Origin of the sequence: Arthrobacter sp. 18067, from assembly GCF_902706295.1 — a bacterium.
Classification (GTDB): Bacteria; Actinomycetota; Actinomycetes; order Actinomycetales; family Micrococcaceae; genus Arthrobacter.
The window spans coordinates 104,089-128,048 of the sequence record NZ_CACSJJ010000008.1 but is presented as its reverse complement, the minus strand read 5'-3'; the positions used below and the strand labels follow the sequence as shown (position 1 = coordinate 128,048).

Here is a 23,960-nt window from a genome sequence, read left to right as displayed (position 1 = left end):
TCCTTTGAGCAGATGTTGGGCCCCCCAGCCGGCAAACTTACGACGCCACCTGGACGTCATTCGAATGAAATTAGGCTCTTACTGAACTTTCAACGGGGTTGAAAGCGATGCAGTGAGCGCTACTGTACTCCACCGGGAGGAGCCTGGGTAGGGTTCCGGCAGACTTCCACGAAGGATGTGAAAGGCAGCAAGCGATCCGAATCGGGAAGCTGGGACACCTCGGGGTGCCACTGCACGGAGGCAACCCACCGTGACGGGTCTTCCAGGGCCTCCACCGTACCGTCGTCGGCGACGGCCGCGACGATCAGGCCTTCGCCCACCCTTGCTACCGCTTGGTGGTGCCCGGAAGCAACCTTGATGGTGCTCCCTTCGGGGGAACCATACAGCGAGGCAGTCTTGGATCCGGCTGTGAGCAACACATCGTGCCATGCCCATTCGCTGGCCCCGGTATCGTGTGGATCCAAGCCGTTGTGGGTCACAGTAGTGGGTGCCATGTCCTGAATCAGCGTTCCACCATAAAGAACGTTCAGCAGTTGGTGGCCGCGGCAGATACCCAGCAGCGGCAGGCCGGCGTCGATGGTTGCCCGGGCAACGTCCATGTCCAGATGGTCCTGCTCAGGGTTGACGTCGTACAGCGAGTCCTGCGGATCCTGTCCATAGAGGCGTGGATTGATGTCGCCGCCGCCCGGCAGCAGCACGCCGTCGAGCCTTTGCATTTCAATGGCCAGCCTCCCGGCGCTGTCCGCAGACACCGGAGTCAGGAGCACCGGCCGCGCACCGGCCTCACGCAGCAGGTCCACGATGAAGGTGAACAGCTGGTTGGCCTCACCCACACGGGCGTCCGGGCCGTCCGAACTGCTGAGACGGACCGGAACGCCGATACGCGGACGGGCAACTTCTGAACTCTTCATCCTTCATGATGCACCGCAAAACAGCCGGGTGCGCAAACGCCTGCGTCATAGCCAGCGATACTACGCTGAAGCCATGAACCGCAGCGCACCCTTGAACCCGAGTCCGCGAACTCTCGATATCCAAAGCGTTGTCCACTTTGAACACCTGGTGAGTGCCGGGGCGGGGTCCATGAACGGTTGGCACGCGCAGTCGTTGGACCTTCGCGGCCACGCCCGGGATCTTAAGGCCCTCAAACCTCAAGGCGCGATCTTCCTGGGATGCACTTTCGACGACGGCGTGGAAGAGAGCCTCCGACGCCGCGGAGCACTCATCTTTCCCAAACTGCAGGGCGTCCCGTTCGACCCCTACCGGAGCACCCTCTACAGTGCTGCGGAGCTCTACCAGGACATCTCCTCCACGGAATACGAAGCCACCCTCGACGCACAGGTCTACCAATGGAGCATCCTCCCCGGACAGCGGGCAAGCCTCGACGCCACCCTCGCCGCGGCCCTTCACGACCACGCAATCGGCGACGCCCTGGATGAGCTGCTGGACCACGGGGCGCTCGCCGGGACCAAGATCGTGGGAGTCATGGGTGGACACGCCGCCCAGCGTGGCACCAGCGAATTCGCCGACGCCGCGAGGTTGGGGCGCCTGCTCGCCCAGGCCGGTTTCGCTGTCGCCACCGGAGGGGGACCCGGTGCCATGGAAGCGGCCAACCTGGGCGCCTACTTGAGTGGACTGCCCGACGCCGACACGACAGCCGCGCTTGGAACCCTCGCCGAGGTACCGGGATTCAGGCCCTCGGTGACGGCCTGGGCGCGGCAAGCAGCCGCCGTCGTCGAACGTCATCCGGAAGGCACCCCGACGCTCGGAATACCCACGTGGTTCTACGGCCATGAGCCTCCAAACCTCTTGGCCACCCACATCGCCAAATACTTCGCCAACGCCCTCCGGGAAGCCATCTTGTTGGAGCTTTGCAACGGTGGGACCATCTTCCTTCCAGGTGCCGCAGGAACGGTGCAGGAAATCTTCCAGGACGCCTGTGAAAACTACTACGGAGCGCCGGAGACCATCACTCCCATGGTGCTGGTGGGACGCGAACATTGGGAACGGACACTCCCGGCGTGGCCGATGTTGCAGGGCCTCGCCGCTGGCAAGCCCATGGAGCACAGGATCTTCCTGGTGGATAGCGTGGAGGAGGCGCTTGCAGTCGTGGCCGGCCAAGGGGTGAAGCGCCGCTAGAAGTCCTTGCTGCAAGGACCTTGGCCGAGTTGGGCCAGGCCCGTCCGGTCGCCGGCAGCGTACTGCCGGACCCACGACGCCTGGTCAAACATGAGCTGCCGGGGATCGTCCACGTGGTCCAGGCCCAGCAGGTGTCCCAGCTCATGCATGATCACCGCGATGCCGATCTCCTTGCCTTCGGAAGTGTCCACAATGCCGGCGAACTGGGGCGCGTCCAGGGACACGGTGCCTGTGACATAGGCTTTATAGCCGTTGCTCAGGCCAATCGATGAGCTTCCGCCCAGCCCCACGGTCTGGCCCGTCAGGCGCGGCACTTGCTCCGGAGTGGTCCAGGCGATCAGGACGGGTGCCCAGCGGTCCCCGTACCGGGCCGGCTGGTATCCGGATCTGTTGGTGGAAGGGACTTCGGAACTGGGACCGTCGTAAATGAACTTCAATCCGGTGGCCACGCTGGCTTGCCGGACGGCTTCTTCCACCAGCGGCTGCCAGGAAGGATCCGCCTGGTCCGAGTTCACCACGTAATGGATGGGCCTGCACGGGGAGTAGGCCAGGGGGGTTCCGTCTTCTTTGACGGCGAGGAACTTGTAGGAGGTACTGGTCCGGTTTACTGGCGCAGGCGTTCCAAGCGGCGCGTCGGCTTCTTCCAACCCCGGTAACGGGTCCTGGCGTTGTCCGAACGGTACCAAACCGGGGCGTGGAGCCTGGCTCTGCGTGGCGGACGATCCGTACAGGAACCGCTGCAGGTCGCCGCTGAAATACGCGCCCGCGCACACCAGGCCGAGGACGCCGAACAGGAACAAGATGGCGGCGATGCTGCTGTGCTTGATCGGTGGGCGCGGCGCTGGGGGATCGGGGTCCGGCCACTGGGGCGACCCGTAAGGTTCCATGGAACCCCCTGACGTGGAGGCCGCGGACGGGAGGTGGGGCGCCGCCGTCGGCCGTAGTCGTCAGCATAAGTCCGGACGCCACGGGAGTCCATGATGGAACTGATCGGCTGCTAGAGGTCCTTGCGGCAGGGTGCCGACGCGAGGAGGCGCAGGCCGTTCAGGTCGCCGGCCGCGAGGCCGTCCGGGGCGCCGATTTCCGGGTACATGAGCTGGACCGGATCATCCACGTGGTCCAAGCCCATCACGTGTCCCAGTTCGTGTTGCATGACCGCCAGGACGTAGTCGGCACCTTCAGGGTCGGCCAGTAGTTCGGCCACCTGTGGAGTGTCCAACTCGAGGCTGCCGGTGATGTAGCTTTTGGGTCCGTTGTTGAGCGAGTACATGGTGCTGCCGCCGGTCCCAATGACCTTGTCTGCCAAAGCCGGCACGGCCTCCGGGGTGGTCCATGAGATCAACAGGGGAGCCCATCGCTCGCCGTATTTGGCGGGCTGGTATGGTTCGCGGCGGTCCACCGGCAACTCATCGGTGGTGCCGTCGTTGACGAACTGGATTCCCGAAGCGGCGGAGACATTGGCGATCGCAGCCTCCAGCAACGCATCGGAGCCAACAGGCGCGGATGCGTTGTTCACTACGTAGTGCAGCGGCCGGCACGGTGAATAGCCAACCGGAGTGCCGTCGTCGTTGGTGGCCAGGAACTTGTAGGAATCGTTCGCCGTCCCGGGCGCCGGCGGGGAGGCGAGCGGGGCGTCCGCCTCATCGACGCCCGGCGGCGGGGCATCGGCGGCACGGGCAGGTTTTGTCTTGCTCGGCCCGTCCTGGGCTGCGCCGGGGACACTGACGCCAGGGAAAAGTGCGGTGATGCGGGGGTCGCCGTGCAGGAATCCGCTCACCAGGACAGCCACTGTTGCGGCGATGCCGGCCATGAGGAGGCCGCGAAGGACCCGCCAAGCAGTTCCCGCACGTCGGTGCTTTGGCGCACGCGTTTCCCGCTCCGAGTCCACGGTTCTCCAATCCTCACGCCCTGGTCACGCGGGGCAGCGCGGAGGACGAACCAACATTACGGGCTGCGGAGGGAGCCGTCCAAACCTAGACGATCGTTGCGCCGAACACCAGGCCCAGCCCGTACGTGGCAGCCGCCGCTCCGAGACCAATGGCGAGCTGCCGCAGCCCGCGGCTCAGCGGCGACGTTCCGGACAGCAAGCCCACGACGGCGCCAGTCGCCAGGAGCGCGATGCCCACCAGCACACCGGCTACCAGCAACGCAGCCACACCCGTCATGCCGAAAATGAACGGCAGGATGGGCACGATGGCGCCCGAGGCGAAGAAGCAGAAGCTGGACAACGCGGCGCCCCACGCCGAACCCACGGATTCATGCTCATCGGTGGCCGGTTTCTCCGGCTGCAATGAGAGGCTGGGGTCGCAGTCGCAGCTGAACACGCCCATGCGCTCCGCGGCGCGGTGCTCCGCGGCTTCGTGGGTCATGCCCCGCGCCAAGTACACAAGAACCAGCTCGTTGTGCTCGATGTCCAACGAAGGTGCCGCTGTGAGCGTGGCCTGGGTGGGCAATGTGGCGTTGAGCAATTCCCGCTGGGAGCGGACTGAGACGTACTCGCCGGCGCCCATGGACAACGCCCCGGCCAGGAGACCTGCCACGCCGCTCATCAGCACAACGGGGCTGGGCACGCCGGTTGCAGCCATGCCCATGACCAGCGAGAGGTTGCTGACCAAGCCATCGTTTGCGCCGAAGACGGCAGCGCGGAAAGTGCCGGAGAGCCTGTTGCGTCCACGCGTTGCCAGGCCCCGGACTACTTCTTCGTGGATCTGCTCATCGGCCACCATGGCCGCTGTTGCCGCCGGCTCGGTGCCGTAGGGGGAGCGGCCCTCTGCACGCTGGGCCAAGGCGAGCACAAAGACTGACCCGAAGTTCCGGGCCAGGAAGCCGAGGAATTGGCTGCGGGCCGATGCTGCCTTGGGCATTCCGGCGTGCTCGCCAAGGAGCTTGAGCCAGTGTGCCTCGTGCCTGCCTTCGGCCTCGGCCAAGGCGAGCAGGATTTGGCGTTCTTCGCCGTCGCGCCGTTGGGCGAGTTCCCGGTAGACAGCGGCCTCGGCGCGCTCATCGGCCAGGTACTGACGCCAGCGGCGGATGTCCGACGCCGTGGGTGAGGCCGGTAACGTTCCGGCGTCTTCGGGGGTGTTTTGTTCGGGAGCAGGGTCCGGAGCTGGGCTCGACGAACCGGGGGATTCCTGGTGCTGTTGCACTTTCTCTCCTGTGCTGGGTGGGGTAGTTTCGGCCCCATTGCACGCCCCACATTACCGCTTATTGGCGGGGATTTTTGGCTGGTATTCCTCAACTGGAATGTTCGGCGCACCGTAATTCCGGGCACCCTTGACCCTCGACTGGGCCGGTGCTCAGATGGAAGGACAGGAGCGGGGAGCTCCCCGCATTCCGGTTACCGGGCTTTGACCGGCCCACGAGACGGAGGTTGCATCATGGACACCACCGAATCACACGCCAGCCACCCGCGGGCGACCATCGAGTCGGACCCAGCCTATGACTACGCCGAGGACCAGGAAGTGGACGAAGCCTGGGTTGAAGAGGTGGATGCCCCGGAGGATGACGAGCGGGTGGTCCCGATCGATGAAACCGAGGACTTCCGCGAGGAGGAAGAAGGAAACTAGGCCTGCTCGCCGTGGCAGAGGGGGAAGTGCCGCTGCACGCCCTCGCGTTTTCCGACGGCGGCAACGGTCACCGTGAGGACCCTTGAGGCCGCACACCATTGTGTTGGCCGGACCGCCTGCGTCAGGGCCTGGGTGATCAGCCGCGGTTCGGGATGCCTGAACCGCGCCGTACCGGCGTGGGACATGATGGTCACCGTGCCCAGGAAAAGGTCGACGGCGGGAATGACCGTGACCGTGCGGGCTGCGGTTTTGGAGGGGGTGCTTGTGGTCGGCGCACTTGCGGCCGGCGCGCTGGGTGCCTGGGTGGTATCGCCTTGGTACGGCAAGGGACTGCTCCTCGGTGGAGTGCTCTTGCCCGCTCGGTTGTCTTTGGTCCGGGGCGGGCCGCTTCTTCATCCGAACCACCCGTGAACATGGGGTTGGTGTGTGGCCAGTCGGAGCTTGGCACCACATCTCTTGAAGCTGGGACAACCCTACCGCACCGGGTGTGTGCTTCCGGGGACAAGACAACGGCGGCGCTTCCCCGAAAAGGGGAGGCGCCGCCGTCGAACGTTGCTGTGTTACTTGCTTTGCACGCTTACTTGTGGCTGCTGACCGGATGGGCTTCAGGCGGAAGCTCTTCCGAGACAGCACCTGCGACGCGCTTGTCCCATGCCTCGCGGACCGCGGGGTCAGTGGGCGGGGTGAGCAGTGAAATCACTACGTAGACGATGAACGACGCCGCCAGGCCGAAGTAGATCGGCTCATTGGCGTAGACGCCATCAGCGCTGGGAATGACTCCAACGGCGAAGAGGATCAGCAGGACAAGCGTCAGAACCGAGCCCACTGCCATGGACCACGCTGCGGCGATGCCTGTGCCGCGCTTCCACACCAGTCCGCCCAAAATTGCTACCAGGAGGCCACCTACCAGGATGTCGTAGGCGATGGTGAGGGCGACAACTACGTCCTGCGCAGCCATGGAAATCAGCACGGCTACGATGCCGAGACCAAGTACCCAGTAGCGGTTGGCCTTGACGTCGTGCTCGGGGTTTTCCGTGTCATCAGTGTTGATGGTCTTGCCGAACCAGCTGGCCACGAATGGAACAACGTCTGCGCGTGCCACCGTTGCCGCAGCAATCAGGGCTCCGGATGCGGTGGACATCATTGCTGCAACGGCTGCAGCCATGACCAGGCCACCAATGCCGACGGGCAGGATGTGCGTTGCTACCTCTGCGTAAACCACGTCCTTGCCGAGGTTGGCGACGTCGATGTCCGGGAGGGCGACGCGGGCAGCCAGGCCGATCAGGGCGCCGGCGACGCCGTAAAGGATGCAGTAGACGCCTGCGGTGGCGCCGCCCCAGCGTGCGACGGTGGGGGTCTTGGCCGTGAAGACGCGCTGCCAGATGTCCTGGCCGATCAGGAGGCCGAGCGTGTAGACCACGAAGTACGTGATGATGGTCTGGATGCCGATGCCGTCGATCTGGAAGAAGCTGGCGTCAAGGCGCTCACGGATGCCGTCCATGCCGCCGGCAGCGTTCATGACGAACGGGAGCATCAGGAAGAAGATGCCTACGGTCTTGATGATGAACTGGACCTGGTCGGCCAGGGTGATGGACCACATGCCGCCGATGGTCGAGTAGACCAGGACGATCGCGCCGCCAACTGCGATTGCCAGCCAGCGTTCCCAATCGAAGAGGACCACAAAGATGGTGGCGTAAGCGCCGGTGGACGTGGCGCACAGCATCAGCGTGTACGCCAGCATCACGATTCCGGAAGTCTGCGTGGCCTTGCTGCCGTAGCGAAGGCTCAACATCTGGGAGACCGTGTAGATCTTCAGGCGCTGGATGGTGCCGGCGAACAGGAGGCTGAGCAGCAGCACGCCCGAGCCGATTGCCACAACCAGCCACATGCCGGAGATGCCGAACTTGTAGCCGAGGCCGACGCCGCCAACGGTGGATGCGCCACCGAGGACCACTGCGGCCATGGTGCCGGTGTAAAGGAAGGGGCCCAGGCGGCGGCCGGCCACCAGGAAGTCGCTGTTGTTCTTGGTGCGGGACTTGCCCCACCAGCCGAATGCCAGCATGGCGAGCAGGTACACCACCACGATTGCGATGTTAATAGCCGAAGATTCCATGAGAGGTCCTTGGAGCTGATGCACAGAGGTTGGGGTTTCCGACGATACTCCTGCGAAGCGTCGAAGTCTCTGTGCTGATGATTGGAGATTGGGGATGTGTTGTGTGCCTCACAGACAACACTTGTTGCCTATGAGGATATGTTGTGATCGGAGTAACAGTCAAGATGCTTTGGTCATGGTTGCGCCGATTCTGGCCTTGTTGGCCTGTCTCCCGGCTACTATTGCTCCAATGACAGGGCCACATGACAGGCCTGAAAGGTTCGTGAATGAAGGCTCTACCCGTTGAACCGAGCAATGTTCCCGTTGCCATCGGTTCCAGAATCCGCGCAGCCCGGCAGGCGCAGCGTCTCACCATTGAGCAAGTGGCGGACGCTACAGGGCTGACCAAGGGCTTCCTCAGCCGTGTGGAACGCGACCTGACATCGCCGTCGGTCGCCTCCCTGGTTACTCTGTGCCAGGTCCTGTCGGTATCGGTGGGCGACTTGTTCGCAGCTCCGGAAACCCACCTGACCAAACGCGACGACGGCCCACGGATCTCCCTGGGTGGCCAGGGCATAGTGGAGCGCTTACTGACCGCCCGCTCGGAGCGGCGGCTCCAGATCCTCCAGGCAACCATCGAGCCCCGAGGCCGCGGTGAAAACGAACTTTACGCCGTGGACTGCGACGTCGATGTTCTGCACGTGGTCAAGGGTCGGATCAAGCTCATCCTGACCAACGAGGAATACGACCTCGAAGAGGGGGACACCCTCTCCTTCCCGGGCCGCGAACCCCATACCTGGATCAACCCCACGGACGAAACCGTCGAGGTGCTCTGGGTGCTGGTTCCAGCGGCCAGCCGCTAGTTTCGCGCCAACGCGCGGGGGCGGCGGTTAGCCGACGTGCACCCACGGCCGGCGGGTGATGTCCGGCTCGGCTTCCCTCAGGACTTCACGGGTTACCGGCGCGATTTCGCCTTCGCCAAAGAACAGGAACTTGCTGAGGTTGGAGATCGGGTTGCCCTCGGTCCAACGGAAATAGATGTGCGGCATGAACCCGGTGACGTCGCGGATGTGCAGGAGGACGGCGGCCACGGTGTTGGGCACGTTGTTGCTGTGCACTTCCAGGATTTTGAACCCGTGCCTCTGCTTGCCTACAACCTGGAGTTCCTGCTCGAAGTCCGAGCTGTCGTCCACGATGACCTCGATGAACACAGCGTCGCAGTCAACGGGCAGGTGGTTGGCCTGCTGGGCGTGCTGGAGCTTCTCCCGGTAGCGGTTTGCACTGAGATGCTTGGGCTCGTGGGCGATGATACGCACTGGTCCTTCGGCAGCGTTCGCCGTGAATTCGAGGGCTTTCTCGTCCATCTTGATGTGTGTGGCGCGGAGTTCGAAGGCACGCCTCATGCGGGATATGAAGCTGACCACCATGATGCCCAGAATGAACAGGGCCGCGATCTTCAGGCCGTCGGGGCGCTCGATCGAGTTGACCACGGTGGTGTAGACGAAGACCAGGGAGATGATTCCAAAGCCGATGGTTTGGCCCCGTTGCTTCCGTCGCCTCGCGGACAGCGTCACTGCGATGGACGCGGAAGTGATCAGGACCAAAACACCGGTGGCATACGCGCCACCCTGGGCGTTGACGTCCGCCTGGAAAATGACGGTGACAATGAAGGCGATGACCGTGAACACCAGGACCAGGGGGCGCAGTGCACGTGCCCACGCCGGCGCCATGCCGTAGCGGGGCAGGTATCTCGGGACAAGGTTGAGCAGTCCTGCCATGGCGGAAGCGCCGGCGAACCAGAGGATGGCGATGGTGCTGACGTCGTAGACCGTTCCGAAGCCGTCGCCCAGGAATTTGTGGGCGAGGTAGGCAAGCGCGCGACCCTCGGCCTTGCCGCCGGATTCGAACTCCGCCGCCGGGATCAGCATCACTGTGGTGAAGCTGGAGGTGATGAGGAAGGAGCTCATGATGATGGCGGCGGTGGTGAGGAGCTTGTGGGCTCCCTTGATCCGGCCCGCGGGGTTGGCGTCGGTGTCAGAGGCATGGCCTTTGATCTGGGGCATGACGGCCACGCCGGTCTCAAATCCGGAGAGGCCAAGTGCCAGGCGCGGGAAGACCAGCAGTGCCAGGGCGATCATCATGATGGGGTCACCGTGGGATGTGGTGAGGGCGGTCCACCAATCGGTGATGACGCGGGATTCAGTGAAGACATGCGTGATGGAAACCATGATCACCACCAGGTTCAGCGCCAGGAACGCCGCCACGAGGACCACGGCCACGTTGATGGCTTCCTTGAACCCGCGGAGGAAGACGACGCCGAGCCCTGCGATCAAGGCCAAGGTGATGACTACGTGCTGGCCTTCGAGGAAGTGCGGAGCGAAGGGGTTCTCGATGAGGTGGGCTGTGGCGTCGGCGGCCGAAAGCGTAATGGTGATCATGAAGTCCGTTGCGGCGAAGCCGAGGAGGGCCAGGACGAACAGCTTGCCTCCCCATCGGGGCAACAGGCGTTCCAGCATGGCGATGGAACCCTCGCCGCGCGGGCTTTCCTTGGCAACGCGGCGATATACGGGCAGTGCGCCGGCAAGGGTTGCGAACACCAGGAGCAGTGTGGCCAGCGGGGACAGCAGGCCTGCCGCCAGTGCGGCGATGGCCGGCTGATAGCCAAGGGTGGAGAAGTAGTCCAGGCCGGTGAGGCACATGACTTTCCACCAGGCTTGGGGCTTATGGGAGTCCGTGGGGCGGCCGTGAGGGCCTTGCCGCTTTCCTGAGGTTTCCGGCATTCCTTCCAAAAGCCATGCTTTGAGCTTGAAGGAATTCTTTGGCCGGTTGGCCGGGTCGGCCGGAGGCCTCGTCAGGGTGGTCACGTTGTCCTTTCGCGCAGCACGGTACTGCTTCCGCTAGGAGCGTATGGCCGCATTCGACGCCGGGACCCCGGTTTTTATGGAATCTTTACGCCCGCTGTGACCGGCATCTCACCCTCTGCAGTTTCAAATCAAACTTGTAAACAGGTGATGCATATTAGACAACTTCGAGTGTATGATGGGTGTCACAGCTAGTGATCCAATCCCCCCAACGATTACAAGGAGTGGCACATCTTGGAAGAGCTCCGTATTGAAGCCAACGGGAACCTCGGCCCCATCGATTCGTCCCGCATCCCGCGCTACGCCGGTGCCGCCACCTACGCCCGACTGCCCCGCCTGGACCAGGTCGCCAAGGCCGACGTCACGGTGGTTGGCGTCCCCTTCGACTCCGGTGTTTCCTACCGTCCCGGCGCCCGCTTTGGCGCCAACCATGTGCGTGAGGCCAGCCGTCTGCTGCGCCCGTACAACCCGGCCTGGGACGTCAGCCCGTTCGAGAACATCCAGGTTGCCGACGCCGGTGACATGGCCGTGAACCCGTTCAACATCAACGAGGCCATCGAGACCATCCAGCAAAATGCCCTGGACCTCACGGCCAACGGCAGCAAGCTGGTCACCCTCGGTGGCGACCACACCATTGCCCTCCCGCTCTTGAGGGCAGCAGCAGAGCGCGCCGGCGAACCCATCGCCATGCTCCACTTCGACGCGCACCTGGACACGTGGGACACCTACTTCGGCGCCGAGTACACGCACGGTACGCCGTTCCGTCGCGCAGTGGAGGAAGGCATCCTGGACACTGAAGCCATCAGCCACGTCGGTACCCGCGGTCCGCTGTACGGCAAGAAGGACCTCGACGACGACCACCGCTTCGGCTTCGGAATCGTCACCTCCGCTGACGTCTACTACCAAGGCGTCCTGGAGACGGTAGCTAAGATCCGTGACCGCATTGGCAACCGTCCGCTGTACATCTCGGTGGACATCGACGTCCTGGATCCGGCGCACGCTCCCGGCACCGGAACCCCCGAAGCCGGCGGCATCACCAGTCGCGAACTCCTGGAAATCATCCGCGGTTTCCGTGGCATGAACCTCGTGGGCGCGGACATCGTGGAAGTTGCTCCGGCCTACGACCACGCAGAAATCACCGGTGTTGCAGGCAGCCACGTTGCCTACGAACTGGTGACCCTCATGGCTGACAACGCCGTGGAAGGTGACCGCCTTGGCACCCCGAACGGCTACGCACAGCAGGCCCTCGGTGCCCGCATCGCCGAGCTCGCCAAGGCAACGGGAGACCAGCGATGATCGACTTCGATCCCGGCACGGCAGCCCCGACGAAGGGCACCAACCAGCGCAACGGCGGGGACCTCGTCGTCGAGACCCTTGAAGCGCTTGGCGCGAAGACCGTTTTTGGTATCCCGGGCCAGCACGCGTTGGGACTTTTTGACGCCATGGGCCGCGGCAATCTGCACTTCGTATCCTCCCGTGTGGAGAACAACTCTGCCTTCGCAGCTGACGGCTACTCCCGCGCCACCGGTGAGGTGGGTGTGCTGTTCCTGTCTACAGGGCCGGGTGCGCTGACGTCCCTCGCCGGTCTGCAGGAGGCCTACGCCACGGGTGTTCCCATGGTGGTTGTTGCCAGCCAGATCCCGCTCGACGGCCTGGGCGCACGCCGCAAGGGCATGCTGCACCAGCTTGATGACCAGAAGGCCTCGGCTGCGAACGTCACCAAGAGCCAGCGCCTGATCCAGCACGCTTCCGGCATCCCGTCGGCCATCCAGGACGCCTGGACCGAAGCGATCTCCTCGCCGCAGGGCCCGGTCTGGATCGAAATCCCACAGAACGTCCTGCTGGATCCGATCATGGTTCCCCCGGTAGAGGACGCCCTCGCCGAGGCATTCGATAACCCGCCGCGCGTGGAGTTGATCCGCGAGGCCGTGAAATGGCTTTCGACGGCGGAACGTCCGGCGATCATCGCAGGCGGCGGTACGCGTCGTGGCCGGGCCGAGAAGTCGCTCCTCTCGATCGCCGAGCAGCTGCGCGCCCCGGTGATCTGTACTCCCGGCGGCAACGGTGCGTTCCCTTGGACCCACGAGCTGTCCTTGCAGTCGTGGATCGAGGACCGGTACATGACCGATATCCTCGAAGACGCCGACGTCCTGATCGTCATCGGCTCGTCCTTGGGTGAAGTGACGTCGAACTACTTCACGTTCGAGCCCCGTGGCAGGATCATCCAGATCGACGCCGAACCCCGCGTCCTCGAGTCCAACCGGCCCGGGCTTGGCATCCGCGCCGACGCCGGCCAGGCGCTCGCTGCGCTGGACGAAGCCCTCGCTGAGGCAGGTGCAGCGGACGCGACACAGCGTTCCTGGCACGGCACCAGCCCGGAAGACGTGGTCAAGGAGTCCTTGGCCAAGGTCACTGCACGCCTGGAATCACAGGACCTTGCCAAGGAACTGAAGTTCATGTCGGACATCCGCGAGGCTGTGCCGGCTGATATGCAGACGTTCTGGGACATGACCATCTCCGCTTACTGGGGCTGGAGCTGCTGGGATGCCCGGCAGGGCCAGTTCCACTCCGCCCAGGGCGCCGGAGGCTTGGGCTACGGATTCCCCGCAGCCATCGGCGGGGCGGTAGGCCTGGAAACCACGGGCAAGCCGAGCCGGGTACTCGCAGTATCCGGTGACGGATCGTCCATGTACTCCATCTCCGAACTCGCCACCGCCAAGCAGCACAACGTGCCGGTCACCTGGTTGATCGTGGACGACGGCGGCTATGGCATCCTGCGCGAATACATGGTGGGTGCTTTCGGCCAGGCCACGGCCACCGAACTCGCCCGCCCGGACTTCGTCAAGCTGGCCGAGTCCTTCGGTGTCCCGGCCCGCCGGGTTGCCCCCGAGGAAGTGGGGGACGCGCTCAAGGCGTCCTTCGAAGCGGACGGCCCCAACGTCGTCGTGGTTGAAACGCTGCTGAAGATGTTCGGCCCCACGCACTTGGACGACTGACAGCCCAAACAGCCAGCCCCCGCACGGTCATCCGTGCGGGGGCTGGCTGCTTTAAGGAAACTCAGTCGAGTTCGCGCTGGGTGCCCTCAGGAGTGAGTTTCACAGCGACAACCGCGGCAAGCATCGCGGCGATCCAGAACACCGCGATGAGCCACAGGCCACCGCCGGCCGCGAGGCTTAGGCCGGCGACGATCATGGGAGTGAAGCCGGCACCGATCATCGAGGCCCCTTGATAGGCCAGGGAAGCGCCTGTGTAGCGGTTGCGGGTGGGGAACTGTTCGGCCACGTAGGCGGCAATGGGCCCGTAAAGGAAACCTTGCACGAGGCCATTGCCCAGCACGATGGCCAGGGCAAATGCCCACAGTTCGCCATTGTTAATGAGCAGCAGGATGGGGTAGGCAAGGGCAGCGCCCAGCAGGGACGCGCCGATGAGGACGCGGCGTCGGCCGATCCTGTCGCTGAGGCGTGCCGAGTAGAAGCAGATGATCAGCGTGAGCAGTGCCGCGAACGCCTTGATGTTCAGGACACCGTTCTTGTCAGCGCCGTTCTCAACGGCAACCGAAACACCCCACACCGTGGTCATTGATTGGCACACATAGAACGCTGTGGTTGCCAGCAAGCCGAGCACCACGGCTCGTCGGTTGTTCTTGAGGACGTCGAGCAGGGGCACCCGCCGTTTGGATCCTTCCGCTTCCAGTTTCTGGAAAGCAGGAGTCTCGGACACTTTGAGGCGGATGACCATGCCGACAGCGATCAGCGCGGCACTGAGCAGGAACGGCACGCGCCAGCCCCATGCCAGGAAGTCGTCGCCGGAGAGTGCTGCGAACAGTGACAGCGCGAGGGTACCCAGGATGGCCCCAGCCGGGCCGCCCGCGTTGGCGAAAGCAGCCGCGAATCCGCGGTGCTTCTTGGGCGCGTGCTCTATGGCCATGAGTGCAGCGCCACCCCACTCGCCGCCAACCGCGACGCCCTGAACCAGCCTGAGCGCCACCAACGCGATGGGCGCGGCAATGCCGATCTGGGCCGTGGTTGGCAGCAATCCGATCATCGTGGTCCCGAAACCCATGATGAGCATGGAGAGGACCAGCATTTTCTTGCGGCCCACCCGGTCACCGAAGTGGCCGAAGATGAGGCCGCCGAGGGGGCGGGCAACGTAACCGACGGCGAGCGTGACAAAGGACGCGAAGAGCGCGAAGCCAGGGCCGAGATTGGCGAAGAAGACCTTATTGAAGACCAGGCTGGCGGCTGTGGCGTAGAGCATGAAGTCGTAGTACTCGATGGCACTGCCGATGAAGCTGGAGGCAAGGATGCGGCGCATGTCCTTGGACTTCATGAAATTTTCAGGTGCGAGGGGCGCAGTTCCTGGCAGGATGTCCTGCGGCGATGCTGGGCTCATGTGATTCCTCAGGTGGCTAGGGGTCCGGCTATCAGCGTTGACGGGCGAACGGGATGACGTCGAGATCGTTGGGGACGGTGAACTTTCCCGTGAAATGTTCTGCGGCCTCGTGCCAGACGGATGCGGAGGCCGAGCCGGGTACGAGGTGATGCAGGGCGAGGTGCCTGGCGCCGGCGGCTTCGGCCAGTTTCGCTGCCTCGCGGACGCTGGTGTGGGATTTGTAGTGGTGGTCCCGCGCGGCCCGGCTGCCGTCGTCGGTCTTGTCCGCGTAGAGCGATTCCACCCAGGCGAAGTCGATGGCCTCATGCAGCAGCAGGTCCGTGTCCCGGGCCAGCGTGATCATGTTCCGGGTATAGGCGGTATCGCCGGAAATGGTCACGGAGCCCTCAGCGGTCTCGAAGCGGAAGGCGAACGCAGGAGCAACCGGCGGGTGTTCCACCAGGATGGCCGTCACAGTGACAAGCTCATCCCGGTAAACCTCGAACGGCTCCATGTCCGGCGTCGGATTGCTGTTGGGGTGATACCGGGTTTCGACTGGTATCCGGATATCCTCGGCCTTGAATATTTCCAAGGGGCTGGGCCGGAGACTGTCCAGAATGCGGTCATTGAGGTCCGTAGCGTGGGCGGCCATCAGTTGCTCGAACATCTGCCGGGTACCCGGCGTCGGATTCTCCGGCGCCAGCGGAAGGGGTTCGACGACGGCGCGTGGCGACACCGGGGGAAGCTCGCCCCGGTTGCCCGGACCAATGATCCTGACCGGGTTGTCGCTGCGATCGGCTAGTGCGTACAGCCCGAAAATGCCAAGGCCTGCGAGATCGTAGACGTGGTCCGAGTGCAGGTGCGTGATGAGGAGAGCGCGAAGGTCCTTGAGCTCAAGCCCGGATTGGCTGAGCCTGCGCCCCGCCCCCTGACCGAAATCGACCAGGTAGAAGGCGTCTCCCACCACCACGGCCGTGGCGATTCCCGTGCGCTCGCCGGAGTCGGCTTCCGTCCACCAGCGGGGGCCGCCTGCCGTGCCCAACGTGATCACGTGTGGTTTCAGGGATGACGTCGTCGTCATTGTTTCTCCTTGCAGTTCTTGGCTTTCTTCAAGTGTGGTCGGGCTCATGCGACTTGTATAATCAATCAATTCTAAGAAGTTCATAAGGAGAACTGATGGGTGAAGTGACACTGCGCCAGCTCGAATACTTCGTGGCTGTGCTTGACCATGGGTCCTTGACCAAGGCGGCCAGCGAAAGCAATATCTCGCAGGCGGCTGCCTCCATGGCGATAGCCCAGCTGGAGAAGAGCCTGGGGCTTGACCTGCTGATCCGGACCCGCGCCAAGCGTGTGGAGCCAACACTGGCCGGCATCGAGCTCGGTGTTCGGGCGCGGCGGATACTGCGGGAAACAACTGACCTGCAGGGCGCACTGCTGGGTTCCCATGAAGAAATGCGTGGCCGCGTGTCCATTGGCTGCATGATCGCCATTTCGCCCCGGGTCATTCCCGGCCTGGTCCGCTACTTCGCCGGCAAGTGGCCCGGGGTCGACCTGGATTTCGTGGAGGGAACGGCCGAGGAGCTCCAGCGGGCCGTGGGCGAAGGGGAGCTGGACCTTGCCTTCGTGTACTCCCTCCAGGTGGTTCCCGGTGTCGATGTTGTGGAGGTGGTGGAATCCAGGCCGCAGTTCATGCTCGCTGCCAGTCATCCCCTGGCGGGCAGCGCCTCACTCCGGTTCGCAGATCTGGCTGACGAGGATGTTGTCCTGTTCGACGTGCCACCCAGCGCGGAGCGCGTAACGGCGATGTTCCGTTCGGCCGGAATCGAGCCCAAAGTGCGGTGGAAAAGCGTTGTCGCCCAAACGATCCGGGGCATCGTGGCCAGTGGGGTAGCAATCTCGGTGACCCATGTATGGCCGGGCATGGCGTCCCGTTACGCCGCGGACAAGGTGGTCCTGATTCCCATTGAGGGTGAGCTCCCGGAGAACTGGCTGGTTGCCGCCGTTCCGCCAGGTGTGAAGCGGCCGCGGCGGGTGGACGAAGTTATTGCGGCTTCTCGAGAGATGGCGCTCTGACCCCACATTCCTTCATCTTTAGTTTCCCAAAGCAATCAAATTAAGTTATGGTTGCTTTAGGCAAACAAAAAGAGGGGTGTTTCCCATGTCCGTCGGTTCTGCCACAGCGACCGATCTTGTGCATCAAATCTTCGACCTCCAGCGCACTCTGCGCTGCGTGGTGACCGCCCACATGGCCCGCGTTCCCGACGTCGGAATGGCAGTGCAGGGCGTCATGAGGTTCATCGGCGAGGGGGAGACGCGCGCAACGCAACTGGCCACGCGCCTTGGCGTCAGCGCCCCGGTCCTGAGCCGGCACATCACGGAGTTGGAGGACCTGGGCTTTGTCGTCAGGAGACCCGATCCCGCGGACGGACGGGCCCAACTCCTCGCCCTCACGGACAGGGGCACGGCGAAACTGCGCGAATTCGAAGAACAACGCAGCGTGAGACTGCGGGATTACCTGGCGGATTGGAGCGAGGCAGACGCCCTCGAGGCCTCCCAGGTCATCAACAAACTCACCGAGTCCCTCAAGGACTCAATCCGGGCAACGGCGGCCGGCTCCATCACAACAAACCAGACAGCCTAGGAGCCAAGCATGGCCACACCAGCAGTTCAGAACACCAAGGCGGTGGACGCCTCAGTTAACAAGGCCGCCGCGCCCATGACGCACCGTCAGATCATGGAAGCCCTGACGGGCCTCCTGGCGGCCTTCTTCACGGCGATCCTCAGCAGCACGATCGTCGCCAACGCACTGCCCACCATCATGTCCGAACTCAAGGGCACGCAAACCGACTTCGCCTGGGTCATCACGGCCGCGTTGCTGGCGAACGCTGCAACCACACCCATCTGGGGCAAGCTCGCGGACCTCTTCGACAAGAAGCTCCTGGTCCAGCTGAGCATCATCATCTTTGTGGCCGGTTCCGTCATGGCCGGCCTGTCCGAAACCATCCCGTTGCTGCTGACCGCACGCGTTATCCAGGGTGTGGCCATGGGTGGTCTTACCGCCTTGGCCCAGGCCATCATCGGCTCCATGATCCCGCCGCGTGATCGCGGTAAATACTCTGGCTACATGGGCGCAGTCATGGCCGTCGGCACCGCCGGTGGCCCGCTGCTGGGCGGCTTCATCGTTGACAGCCCGTTGGGCTGGCGCTGGACGTTCTTCGTCTGCGTGCCACTGGCCGTCGTCGCGCTCATCCTGCTCCAGGTGACCTTGAAGATCCAGCACATCAAGCGCCCCGCGAAGATCGACTGGCTCGGTTCCATTCTGCTGACCTCGGGCGTGAGCCTTCTCCTGATCTGGGTTTCCTTCGCCGGCAACCCGGACTACTACGACTGGTTCTCCTGGCAGTCAGCCCTCATGGTGGGTGGTGGCGTAGCGCTGCTGGCCGTGCTGGTGTACGTGGAAACCAAGGTTGCGCAGCCGATCATCCCGCTGAAGATCATCTCCGAGCGCACCACGGCCCTGGCCATCGTCGCGTCGGTTGCTGTCGGCATCGCCATGTTCGGTTCTTCCACGTTCCTGGGGCAGTACTTCCAGGTTGCCCGCGGCGCCACGCCCACCGAGGCCGGCCTGCTGACGCTGCCGATGATCGCCGGCAACCTGATTGGTTCCGTGGCGTCGGGCATCCTGATCAGCCGCTTCGGTAAGTGGAAGAGGTTCCTGATCGCCGGCTCCGTCCTGCTGATCGGCGGCCTGGCGTTTGCTGGAACCATGGACCACACCACTGAACTGTGGATCGTGGCCATCTACACCGGCGTGTTCGGCCTTGGCCTTGGCATGCTGATGCAGAACCTGGTGCTGGCCGTGCAGAACACGGTCCAGGCCAAGGACATCGGAACCGCGAGTGCCTCCGTGGCGTTCTTCCGCTCGGTGGGTGGCGCGATCGGCGTTTCCGTCCTGGGCGCCATCATGTCCAACCATGTGAAGGATTTGGCCGTTGAAGGCATGGCCGCCGCAGGTATTCCGGTCCAGGGTGGCGCTTCCGGAGCAAGCATGGACCTCGCCGACATGCCTGCTCCCATCGCCGAGATCATGCGCGCTGCCTATGGCGACGCCACTGCACAGATCTTCCTGATCTCCGCGATCATCAGCGTGGTGGCCCTCCTGGCCGTGCTCTTCATCAAGGAGCGTCCGCTGCGCCGTACGGTGGATGCGGCTCCTGAGAAGGAACTCATCGCCACGGCATCGGGAGACGCCGGGATGTCGCTGGACACTTCTTCTCTGGACGCAGTGAAAGCGGACGACGACGGCGGCAGCGCCATGGGTGCCGGACGTACAGTTTCCGGGGCCGGACGTCAGGCTCCCAAGCAGGACTCCGGGGCTGACCTCGACCTCGAGTTTGCCCGGATCCTCACACAGGAACGCCCGCACGCGCCGGCCGGTGTCAAGGATGCAGCCGATGTGAAGGAAGTGCAGGAGCAACTGTCCCGCACCCAGTACGTCCTGGCCGAACAGCAGTTGCAGCTCAGCCGTGCCAATGTGGAACTGCAGACGCGGCTGCGGGAGCAGCAAAACATCGCGGAGCAGCAGGCCAAAACCGCGGAGGAACTCGCTGCGATCCGGAAGGAACTCAAGCGCGAACGCAGGCAGCAAGAGCGTATGGCGCTGTTGCTCCTCCAAGGCGTGGAAGCCCGTCCGGACCACGGCAAGCACGCAGGCTGAATCCGGCTTCAAATCCCGGTCCCGTTCGAAATTCCCGGTGTACTAAGCCCGGTGCAGCCGTACTAAGGTGCAGCGAACGAGTGTGGGACGCAAGGCGCCGGCTGGAATTCCAGCCGGCGCTTTGCTGCCTCTACTGCTGTCCCGGCACCCTGGGTGCTCCCTCAGCGGATGCCCCTCAGCGGGAGCATCCGCGACACGGCAGATACTCCGCTGGGATGATCTTTTCCGTAAGTTGTTTCGCCGGGGCAACGGATTTCGTAGAGTAGGGAGGCTAATACTGTCAGCCCCTGCTGCAACACTTCTCTTATCTCATTCACGCACTCTTTCTAAGGACCCGTGGGCATGCTTGTCACCCTTATACGGCGCTACTCCAAGCCGTATTTGCCGCAGATTGTGGCCGTGCTGATCTTTCAGTTGGCATCCACCATCGCCACGCTCTACCTTCCCAGCCTCAACGCCAAAATTATTGATGAGGGAGTTTCCCGCGGCGACACCGATTTCATCTGGCAGACCGGCGCGCTCATGCTCGCCGTCGCCCTTGGACAGGTGCTCACTGCCATCGTCGCCGTTTACTTCGGCTCCCGCGTGGCCATGGCCATTGGGCGGGACCTGCGCCGCGGTGTATTCCGCCAGGTCAGCAGTTTCTCCGCCCAGGATGTCAACAAATTCGGTGCACCCACGCTGATTACCCGTGGAACCAATGATGTCCAGCAGGTGCAGATGCTTGTGCTGATGGGCTTGAACTTCATGGTGTCCACGCCAATCATGTGCATCGGCGGCATCATCATGGCGCTTCGCGAGGATCTCAATCTTTCCTGGCTCGTGTGGGTTTCCGTCCCGGTCCTGGTGGCGGTTGTGGGTTACCTCGTGGTCCGCCTGATGCCGCTGTTCCGTTCCATGCAGACCAAGATCGACGCCATCAACGGCGTACTGCGCGAGCAGATCATCGGTATCCGTGTGGTCCGCGCCTTCGTTCGTGAACCCCACGAGGCAAAGCGCTTCGGCGACGCCAATGAGGAACTCACTGCCGTGTCAGTGAAGATCGGCAACCTGTTCGTCCTGATGTTCCCGGCGATTGGCATGATCCTGCACCTCTCCACAGCGGCGGTGTTGTGGTTTGGTGGACAGCGCGTGGATTCGGGCGAGATGCAGGTGGGCGCACTGACGGCGTTCCTCCAGTACCTGCTGCAGATCCTCATGGCTGTCATGATGGGCACGTTCATGGCCATGATGATTCCCCGCGCTTCTGTCTGTGCAGACCGTATTGGCGAAGTGCTCGACGTCGAGCCTTCCATCCACAACCCCAGCTCGCCAGTTGTGCCTGCCGAGAAGAAGGGACGCGTCGAGTTCCGGGACGTCACCTTCAAGTACCCCGGTGCCGAGGCTCCGGTGCTGAGCAACATTTCCTTCACGGCTGAGCCCGGCAAGACCCTGGCCATCATCGGCTCCACGGGCGCCGGCAAGACCACCCTGGTTTCGCTGCTGCCGCGGCTTTACGATGTCGCTTCGGGTGACGTCCTGCTCGACGGCGTCCCCGTCACCGACATGGACGCCTCCGAGATCACCAGCCGCGTATCGGCCGTGCCGCAGAGGCCGTATCTGTTCTCAGGAACCATCGAGCACAACCTCCGCTTCGGCAAGCCGGACGCCACCGACGAGGAACTGTGGGACGCGCTGGAAACCGCGCAGGCCAAGGGATTCGTCGAGGAGAAGTCGTCGGGCCTGAACCGGCGTATTGCCCAGGGCGGAACCAACGTCTCCGGTGGCCAGCGCCAAAGGCTGTCCATTGCCAGGGCCTTGGTGACGAAACCGAATGTGTACCTGTTTGACGATTCCTTCTCTGCCTTGGACGTCGCCACGGACGCCCGGCTTCGAAAGGCCTTGAAGGCCAAAACCCGGGACGCAACGGTCATCATAGTGGCCCAGCGCGTCTCAACCATCGCGGATGCGGACGAAATCCTGGTGCTGGATAACGGCCGCATCGTTGACCGCGGAACACACGACGAACTCCTGGAGACGTCACCCACGTACCAGGAAATCGTTGAATCACAGTTGAGCGTGGAGGAAGTGGCATGAGCGAGCAGGGCCAGCAGAAGAAGCGCGGCTGGGCTGCCAAGGCAGAGGCCGCCAAGGATGCCAAGGCAACGGCCGAAGCCGAGGTGGCGACAGAGCTGCTTGACGACGAGGATTTCGTCGAGGAGGAGTACGTCCCCTCGGAAGCCGACGGCGGCATGTTCGGCGACGTTCCGGCTAAGAAGGCCAAAGCGTTCTGGCCGTCCGCCAAGCGTCTCATGGGGCTGTTGAAGCCCGAGAGCGTTGGCGTATACATCGTGATCGGCCTCGTCGTGGTCTCGGTAGTCCTCAACGTGATTGCTCCCAAGGTCCTGGGCAGCGCCATGGATGTCATCTTCGGTGGCGTGATGGGCAAGCAGGTCCCCGAGGGCGTCTCCCAGGATCAGTTCGTGGAGCTCCTGCGCCAGCAGGGACAAGGCAACTTTGCGGACATGGTGTCCAAGATGGAACTCACCAACGGGATCGACTTCCCCAAGCTGACGTTCCTGATTTCGATCGTGCTCCTGATGTACTTCGTAGCCAACATCTTCTTGTGGGCCCAGGGCTGGTTGCTCAACCGAATTGTCATGCGGGTCATCAAGAAGCTCCGCAATGACGTGCAGGCCAAGCTCAACCGACTCCCGCTGAACTACTTCGACACCCGCCAGCGCGGCGACATCCTTTCCCGCGTCACCAACGACGTCGACAACGTCCAGCAAGGTCTCCAGCAGGCTTTCTCCCAGCTGGTCAGCTCCGTACTGACAGTCCTGGGTATCACGGTCATGATGTTCATCGTGTCCTGGGAGCTGGCTCTGATCGCCTTGATCGCGCTTCCACTCTCCGGCATCGTGGCGGGTGTCATCGGCTCACGCAGCCAGAAGCTCTTCGCAGCTCAGTGGAAGAACACCGGCTCCCTCAACGGCCAGATCGAGGAATCGTTCTCCGGCCACGATCTTGTGAAGGTGTTCGGCCGTGATGCCGACATGCTGGAGCGCTTCGACGCCAAGAACGAGGAACTGTACAAGGCATCCTTCGGTGCGCAGTTCGTGTCCGGTGTGATCTTCCCGGCCATGAACTTCGTTTCCTACCTGTCCTACGTCGGCATTGCCGTAGTGGGTGGCTTGCGCGTTGCTTCGGGTTCCATGAGCCTGGGCGACGCCACGGCATTCATCCAGTACTCGCGTGAGTTCACCCAGCCGCTGGGCCAGATCGCCGGCATGGCGAACATGCTCCAGTCCGGCGTGGCCTCTGCCGAGCGCGTCTTCGAGTTCCTTGATGCTGATGAAGAAGTCGAAGAGAACGGAACTCGTCACCTGCCCTCCAAGACCGACGGCCACGTCGAGTTCGAGCACGTCTCGTTCAGCTATGTGGAGGACAAGCCGCTCATTGAAGACCTGTCCTTCGCTGCGGAACCCGGCCACACTGTTGCGATCGTAGGACCCACGGGCGCCGGCAAAACCACCTTGGTGAACCTCGTGATGCGTTTCTACGAGCTCAACGCCGGCCGGATCACCTTGGACGGTGTGGACATCAAGGACCTCACCCGTTCCGAGCTGCGCTCCAAGGTGGGCATGGTGTTGCAGGATGCCTGGCTGTTCGGCGGCACCATCTACGACAACATCAAATACGGCAAGCTGGACGCCACCGAAGAGCAGATCATGGAGGCGGCCAAGGCCACCTACGTGGACCGCTTCGTACGTGCGCTCCCGGACGGTTACCAGACGATCATCGACGAGGAGGGCAGCAACGTCAGCGCCGGTGAGAAGCAGCTCATCACCATCGCCCGTGCCTTCGTCTCAGATCCTTCGCTTCTGATCCTGGATGAAGCCACGAGCTCCGTGGACACCCGCACCGAGTTGCTGTTGCAGAAGGCCATGGCCGCCCTCCGCACGGACCGGACGAGCTTCGTGATCGCCCACCGCCTCTCCACTATCCGCGACGCCGACACCATCCTGGTGATGGAGAACGGCAAGATCGTGGAGCAGGGCAACCACACCCAGCTGCTCGCCCTCCAGGGCGCGTACTACCGGTTGTACATGTCGCAGTTCGCAGGCGAGGAAGAGACCGCAGTGGATGATTCGACGGCGGTGCACAGCTGAGTACCGATTCACTGAAGACTGGGCCAACGGCCCAGGATTCCGTTGCACCCCAGCGCATTGAGGTCC

Annotated in this window: 19 protein-coding genes and 1 riboswitch; of the genes, 10 read left to right on the top strand and 9 right to left on the bottom strand. The window is 63.4% G+C overall.

Annotated features, from left to right (window positions below; genetic code table 11):
• Positions 1 to 119 precede the first annotated feature (119 nt).
• The gene (locus GVL04_RS10025) at positions 120 to 911 is read right to left on the bottom strand and encodes a gamma-glutamyl-gamma-aminobutyrate hydrolase family protein (RefSeq protein WP_159703358.1); all 792 of its coding nucleotides are present in this window, start codon (positions 909 to 911) and stop codon (positions 120 to 122) included.
• Between the two features lie 73 nt (positions 912 to 984).
• On the opposite strand from GVL04_RS10025, the gene GVL04_RS10020 reads away from it, so the two are divergent.
• Positions 985 to 2,136 (top strand): LOG family protein, encoded by a 1,152-nt coding sequence (locus GVL04_RS10020; RefSeq protein WP_159703355.1) that lies wholly within the window; start codon positions 985 to 987, stop codon positions 2,134 to 2,136.
• Here GVL04_RS10020 and GVL04_RS10015 read toward each other — a convergent pair.
• From GVL04_RS10015 to GVL04_RS10005, 3 genes are all read right to left on the bottom strand, one after another.
• Complete coding sequence (locus GVL04_RS10015) at positions 2,133 to 3,023, bottom strand: matrixin family metalloprotease (RefSeq protein ID WP_159703352.1); 891 nt, start codon at positions 3,021 to 3,023, stop codon at positions 2,133 to 2,135. The two genes, GVL04_RS10020 and GVL04_RS10015, sit on opposite strands and share 4 nt — an antisense overlap.
• Before the next feature lie 110 nt (positions 3,024 to 3,133).
• Entirely contained in the window at positions 3,134 to 4,024 is an 891-nt protein-coding gene (locus GVL04_RS10010) for a matrixin family metalloprotease (RefSeq protein WP_200846808.1), read from the bottom strand.
• An 85-nt stretch (positions 4,025 to 4,109) separates the two neighbouring features.
• Positions 4,110 to 5,282 carry a VIT1/CCC1 transporter family protein gene (locus tag GVL04_RS10005; RefSeq protein WP_159703349.1) on the bottom strand — a complete coding sequence of 391 codons (1,173 nt, stop codon included), beginning with the start codon at positions 5,280 to 5,282 and terminating at the stop codon, positions 4,110 to 4,112.
• A 231-nt stretch (positions 5,283 to 5,513) separates the two neighbouring features.
• On the opposite strand from GVL04_RS10005, the gene GVL04_RS10000 reads away from it, so the two are divergent.
• Complete coding sequence (locus tag GVL04_RS10000) at positions 5,514 to 5,702, top strand: hypothetical protein (RefSeq protein WP_159703346.1); 189 nt, start codon at positions 5,514 to 5,516, stop codon at positions 5,700 to 5,702.
• Here GVL04_RS10000 and GVL04_RS09995 read toward each other — a convergent pair.
• Positions 5,699 to 6,028: a hypothetical protein gene (locus GVL04_RS09995; RefSeq protein ID WP_159703343.1), complete on the bottom strand. Its 330-nt coding sequence runs from the start codon at positions 6,026 to 6,028 to the stop codon at positions 5,699 to 5,701. The genes GVL04_RS10000 and GVL04_RS09995 overlap by 4 nt on opposite strands.
• A 16-nt stretch (positions 6,029 to 6,044) precedes the next feature.
• A riboswitch (SAM riboswitch) is annotated at positions 6,045 to 6,164 on the bottom strand.
• Positions 6,165 to 6,279: 115 nt separating this feature from the next.
• Positions 6,280 to 7,815, bottom strand: a complete 1,536-nt coding sequence (locus tag GVL04_RS09990; protein ID WP_200846807.1) for a sodium:solute symporter — start codon at positions 7,813 to 7,815, stop codon at positions 6,280 to 6,282.
• Positions 7,816 to 8,081: 266 nt separating this feature from the next.
• Between GVL04_RS09990 and GVL04_RS09985 the strand changes: the two genes are divergently transcribed.
• A complete protein-coding gene (locus GVL04_RS09985) occupies positions 8,082 to 8,657 on the top strand; it encodes a helix-turn-helix domain-containing protein (protein ID WP_024819844.1) in 576 nt (191 codons plus the stop codon).
• 27 nt (positions 8,658 to 8,684) lie between these two features.
• Here the strand turns inward: GVL04_RS09985 and GVL04_RS09980 are convergent, their stop codons facing one another.
• Positions 8,685 to 10,658, bottom strand: a complete 1,974-nt coding sequence (locus tag GVL04_RS09980; protein ID WP_159703337.1) for an APC family permease — start codon at positions 10,656 to 10,658, stop codon at positions 8,685 to 8,687.
• Positions 10,659 to 10,889: 231 nt separating this feature from the next.
• On the opposite strand from GVL04_RS09980, the gene speB reads away from it, so the two are divergent.
• Together speB and GVL04_RS09970 are read left to right on the top strand one after the other, a co-directional pair.
• Positions 10,890 to 11,951 carry an agmatinase gene (gene speB, locus GVL04_RS09975; protein ID WP_159703334.1) on the top strand — a complete coding sequence of 354 codons (1,062 nt, stop codon included), beginning with the start codon at positions 10,890 to 10,892 and terminating at the stop codon, positions 11,949 to 11,951.
• A complete protein-coding gene (locus tag GVL04_RS09970; protein WP_159703331.1) occupies positions 11,948 to 13,651 on the top strand; it encodes a thiamine pyrophosphate-binding protein in 1,704 nt (567 codons plus the stop codon). The genes speB and GVL04_RS09970 overlap by 4 nt, the downstream gene beginning before the upstream one ends.
• Positions 13,652 to 13,712: 61 nt before the next feature.
• On the opposite strand, the gene GVL04_RS09965 is transcribed toward GVL04_RS09970, so the two are convergent.
• Positions 13,713 to 15,047, bottom strand: coding sequence for an MFS transporter (locus tag GVL04_RS09965; protein ID WP_159703328.1), 1,335 nt, complete (start codon positions 15,045 to 15,047; stop codon positions 13,713 to 13,715).
• 31 nt (positions 15,048 to 15,078) lie between these two features.
• Positions 15,079 to 16,107 (bottom strand): MBL fold metallo-hydrolase, encoded by a 1,029-nt coding sequence (locus GVL04_RS09960; protein WP_159703325.1) that lies wholly within the window; start codon positions 16,105 to 16,107, stop codon positions 15,079 to 15,081.
• Positions 16,108 to 16,202: 95 nt separating this feature from the next.
• Between GVL04_RS09960 and GVL04_RS09955 the strand changes: the two genes are divergently transcribed.
• The 5 genes from GVL04_RS09955 to GVL04_RS09935 all read left to right on the top strand — a co-directional run bounded on the left by GVL04_RS09955 (position 16,203) and on the right by GVL04_RS09935 (position 23,894).
• A complete protein-coding gene (locus tag GVL04_RS09955) occupies positions 16,203 to 17,099 on the top strand; it encodes a LysR family transcriptional regulator (protein ID WP_159703322.1) in 897 nt (298 codons plus the stop codon).
• An 85-nt stretch (positions 17,100 to 17,184) separates the two neighbouring features.
• Positions 17,185 to 17,667 carry a MarR family winged helix-turn-helix transcriptional regulator gene (locus GVL04_RS09950; protein ID WP_159703319.1) on the top strand — a complete coding sequence of 161 codons (483 nt, stop codon included), beginning with the start codon at positions 17,185 to 17,187 and terminating at the stop codon, positions 17,665 to 17,667.
• A gap of 9 nt (positions 17,668 to 17,676) precedes the next feature.
• Entirely contained in the window at positions 17,677 to 19,743 is a 2,067-nt protein-coding gene (locus GVL04_RS09945) for an MFS transporter (protein WP_159703316.1), read from the top strand.
• 342 nt (positions 19,744 to 20,085) lie between these two features.
• Complete coding sequence (locus tag GVL04_RS09940) at positions 20,086 to 21,819, top strand: ABC transporter ATP-binding protein (RefSeq protein ID WP_159703313.1); 1,734 nt, start codon at positions 20,086 to 20,088, stop codon at positions 21,817 to 21,819.
• Positions 21,816 to 23,894 carry an ABC transporter ATP-binding protein gene (locus GVL04_RS09935; protein WP_159703311.1) on the top strand — a complete coding sequence of 693 codons (2,079 nt, stop codon included), beginning with the start codon at positions 21,816 to 21,818 and terminating at the stop codon, positions 23,892 to 23,894. The genes GVL04_RS09940 and GVL04_RS09935 overlap by 4 nt, the downstream gene beginning before the upstream one ends.
• Positions 23,895 to 23,960: the final 66 nt, after the last annotated feature.

What these genes read in the sequence shown, in the direction of transcription:
- GVL04_RS09955 (WP_159703322.1), top strand. Translation starts at nt 16,203, where the DNA reads ATGGGTGAAGTGACACTGCGCCAGCTCGAATACTTCGTGGCTGTGCTT.
- GVL04_RS09970 (WP_159703331.1), top strand. Translation starts at nt 11,948, where the DNA reads ATGATCGACTTCGATCCCGGCACGGCAGCCCCGACGAAGGGCACCAAC.
- GVL04_RS09950 (WP_159703319.1), top strand. Translation starts at nt 17,185, where the DNA reads ATGTCCGTCGGTTCTGCCACAGCGACCGATCTTGTGCATCAAATCTTC.
- GVL04_RS10015 (WP_159703352.1), bottom strand. Translation starts at nt 3,023, where the DNA reads ATGGAACCTTACGGGTCGCCCCAGTGGCCGGACCCCGATCCCCCAGCG.
- GVL04_RS09945 (WP_159703316.1), top strand. Translation starts at nt 17,677, where the DNA reads ATGGCCACACCAGCAGTTCAGAACACCAAGGCGGTGGACGCCTCAGTT.
- GVL04_RS09965 (WP_159703328.1), bottom strand. Translation starts at nt 15,047, where the DNA reads ATGAGCCCAGCATCGCCGCAGGACATCCTGCCAGGAACTGCGCCCCTC.
- GVL04_RS09960 (WP_159703325.1), bottom strand. Translation starts at nt 16,107, where the DNA reads ATGACGACGACGTCATCCCTGAAACCACACGTGATCACGTTGGGCACG.
- GVL04_RS10025 (WP_159703358.1), bottom strand. Translation starts at nt 911, where the DNA reads ATGAAGAGTTCAGAAGTTGCCCGTCCGCGTATCGGCGTTCCGGTCCGT.
- GVL04_RS10020 (WP_159703355.1), top strand. Translation starts at nt 985, where the DNA reads ATGAACCGCAGCGCACCCTTGAACCCGAGTCCGCGAACTCTCGATATC.
- GVL04_RS09935 (WP_159703311.1), top strand. Translation starts at nt 21,816, where the DNA reads ATGAGCGAGCAGGGCCAGCAGAAGAAGCGCGGCTGGGCTGCCAAGGCA.
- GVL04_RS09985 (WP_024819844.1), top strand. Translation starts at nt 8,082, where the DNA reads ATGAAGGCTCTACCCGTTGAACCGAGCAATGTTCCCGTTGCCATCGGT.
- GVL04_RS10000 (WP_159703346.1), top strand. Translation starts at nt 5,514, where the DNA reads ATGGACACCACCGAATCACACGCCAGCCACCCGCGGGCGACCATCGAG.
- GVL04_RS09940 (WP_159703313.1), top strand. Translation starts at nt 20,086, where the DNA reads ATGCTTGTCACCCTTATACGGCGCTACTCCAAGCCGTATTTGCCGCAG.
- GVL04_RS09990 (WP_200846807.1), bottom strand. Translation starts at nt 7,815, where the DNA reads ATGGAATCTTCGGCTATTAACATCGCAATCGTGGTGGTGTACCTGCTC.